Source organism: Nocardia lijiangensis NBRC 108240, from assembly GCF_001613045.1.
Lineage (GTDB): Bacteria > Actinomycetota > Actinomycetes > Mycobacteriales > Mycobacteriaceae > Nocardia > Nocardia lijiangensis.
The window spans coordinates 1-2,608 of the sequence record NZ_BDBP01000132.1; the positions used below are offsets into that span (position 1 = coordinate 1).

The 2,608-nt window shown below is 70.4% G+C and carries 4 protein-coding genes; all 4 read left to right on the forward strand.

Annotated elements, in window-relative coordinates:
• The first annotated feature begins 48 nt into the window (after positions 1-48).
• The gene (locus NL1_RS33475; RefSeq protein ID WP_067848278.1) at positions 49-480 is read left to right on the forward strand and encodes a DUF4233 domain-containing protein; all 432 of its coding nucleotides are present in this window, start codon (positions 49-51) and stop codon (positions 478-480) included.
• A gap of 276 nt (positions 481-756) precedes the next feature.
• The gene (locus NL1_RS33480) at positions 757-1,065 is read left to right on the forward strand and encodes a hypothetical protein (protein ID WP_067848281.1); all 309 of its coding nucleotides are present in this window, start codon (positions 757-759) and stop codon (positions 1,063-1,065) included.
• Between the two features lie 81 nt (positions 1,066-1,146).
• Positions 1,147-1,563, forward strand: coding sequence for a nucleoside-diphosphate kinase (ndk, locus tag NL1_RS33485; protein ID WP_067848284.1), 417 nt, complete (start codon positions 1,147-1,149; stop codon positions 1,561-1,563).
• Between the two features lie 537 nt (positions 1,564-2,100).
• Positions 2,101-2,608 (forward strand): translation initiation factor IF-2 N-terminal domain-containing protein (locus tag NL1_RS33490; RefSeq protein ID WP_174553509.1); only part of this gene is annotated, 508 nt, incomplete at its 3' end.

A 2,608-nucleotide genomic window follows, 5' to 3' on the forward strand; every position in this document is an offset into this window, starting at 1 on the left:
GCGGCGAGCCCAGCATGCGAAATCCACGAAGGGTCCGGTGAACACGGCATGAGTGAGCCCAGCGAGCGCGACAAGGACGCGACCGCCCCCGAACAACCGGCCGCGGCGTCCGCGCCCGATCCGTGGAAGGGCCTGCGCGGTGTCATGGCGGGCACGCTGGTCCTCGAGTCCATCGTGGTGCTGCTCGCGCTGCCGGTGGTCGCCGACGTCGGCGGCGGGATCAGCTGGTTCTCCGGCAGCTACCTGGTGATCCTCGCGCTGCTGATGATCCTCGGCGCCGGTCTGCAGCGGCGCTCGTGGGCGCTCGCGTTCAACCTCGGCCTCCAGGTCCTGGTGATCCTCGGCGCGTTCATCCACCTGTCGATCGGCATCATCGGCCTGCTCTTCGCGGCCGTCTGGGTGTTCATCCTGATGCTGCGCGCCGAGGTCAAGCGCCGGATGGATCAGGGTCTGCTGCCCAGTCAGCGGATGAACCGTTAGCGGTACGAAAACGGCTGCGCTGATAGTTCTCGCCGTACCGTCCCCCTGCGGGATCCCCTCTCGTCGAGCGCTCTCGACCGAACACCCCGGCACTTCGACGGGCAGCTACCCGCACCGGCCACCTACGGACTCCCCGCGCAGTGGCCGCATCTCGGCGACCTGCTCCGGCGCACCGGCTGGGAGCTGGGCGCGGAACACAGTGTCGAGCTGATCCTCATCGCGGCGACCGAGGATCTGCCCCGGCCGTCACGCGCCGATCTCGAGGTCCGGCGCAGCATGGGCGCACTCGGTACTCGCTTCACCGCGCATCGCGAAGGCACGGACCTCGGCTACCTCGAGATCGGCACCGACCTGGCGCCGCCGGAGCGGATCTCGCGGCTCGGCTGGGCCGATGTGTGCCGGACCGAGGGCGAGCCGGAGGTCCTCCGGTGGCTATTCGGCCAGGTCGCGTCATGGTTGCGGCTGGGCGGGATCGACCGCCTGCTCGACTACCGCGCCCCCGGCGACCAGCCGCTGCCGCTGCTGTCGGACTGCGGTTTCGTCGAGCTGACGCGGACCGAGCGGGGCTGGGAGCATCGCGCCTGAGCGAGGCGCCTCTGCCATGGCTGCGACCGTGCGCGGGCTCTGGGCGGACTCCGTCCCACCGGGTCAATTAGGCTGTGCGCCGTGACTGAGCAGACGTTGGTACTCATCAAGCCGGACGGCGTGGCCCGTGGCCTGGTCGGCGAGGTGCTGGCCCGGATCGAGCGCAAGGGCCTGAAGATCGTGGCCCTGGAGCTGAAGCAGGTGTCCGAGGAGCTGGCCGGGGCGCACTACGCCGAGCATGCCGAGAAGCCGTTCTTCGGCTCCTTGATCGAGTTCATCACCTCCGGCTCGGTCGTGGCCGCAGTCCTGGAGGGCCCGCGCGCCATCGCCGCGTTCCGGCAGATCGCCGGCGGCACCGACCCCGTGGAGAAGGCCGCGCCGGGCAGCATCCGCGGCGACTTCGGTCTCGAGACCCAGTACAACCTCGTGCACGGCTCGGACTCCCCGGACTCGGCCAAGCGCGAGATCGGGCTCTGGTTCCCCGAGTTCCCCGCCTGAGTTCCACCCGCGTACTCGCCGCGCCGCGTCGGCGCGGCGAGACCTGCGCGGCGCATCGCGGGCCCGCGCATCGCATCGTCCCTTGTCGTGCCGGGTCGCGGCGATGTGGCAAACCCCGGGCATATGGCCGCTCATGCGCCGATGGCGAACCACTGGCGCACGGTGTGGGATACTGGCAGTGGTCGTCAACGACACCGGCAGTTCGCGCAGGTACGCGAATCGTGGGTAACGCTGGCGACCGGATGACACCGCGGTTCGATGCCGATCATCGCTGCCACGGACAGCCGCACCCGGTTGCTGAGGGTGTGGGAGTTCGCGTCGGCACGCTGGATGAGCGCTCGTTTCCGTGGAGTTCAGCCAACAGCCAGGCGCCGCGTGACCAGTTAGCCCGAAGACGAAGAACCAGGTGTGAACCGGGCACGCGGGGCGAGACCACAGGACCTCGCGTCGACGGCGTGAGGTGTACGGACAGCGCCCCCGCGTTGGCCGCGTCACTCCGTACCGGGAGGGACGCGCCCGGGGGCCCGAGGAGACTTCGTGGCCGATCAAGAGCCGCTGGAAACAACATCACAGGATGCCGATCAATTGCCGGAGCGAATCCGAGTTCACGCGCTTGCCAAGCGGCTGGGAGTGACGAGCAAGCGCATCCTGGCCAAACTCACCGAGTTGGGCGCCGACGCGCGTAGCGCGCAATCCAATGTCGACCGGGCGGTCGCCGAGTCGGTGCGCGACGCGCTGGTCGTCGCCGAACCCGACACGGCGCCACCGCCCGCGGACACCGAACCGTCCGCCGGCGAACCCCAGACCGCCGAGGCGGCCGCGCCGGAGCCGAAGCAGCCCGAGCCCGCGCAGCCGGGCGGGATGCTCTTCTCGGCCCCGGATGCGGCGCACACCGGACCATCGATCGCCGCGAGCGCCTCGGCGCAGCCGACGCAGCTGTTCACCCATGTCGAACAGCACGAGCCACAGGTCGCCGCGCCGCCGGTCTTCGAGGCGCCCTCCGTCGCCGCGCCGCTGTTCCTGTCGCCCGACGCGGCGGCCGCCG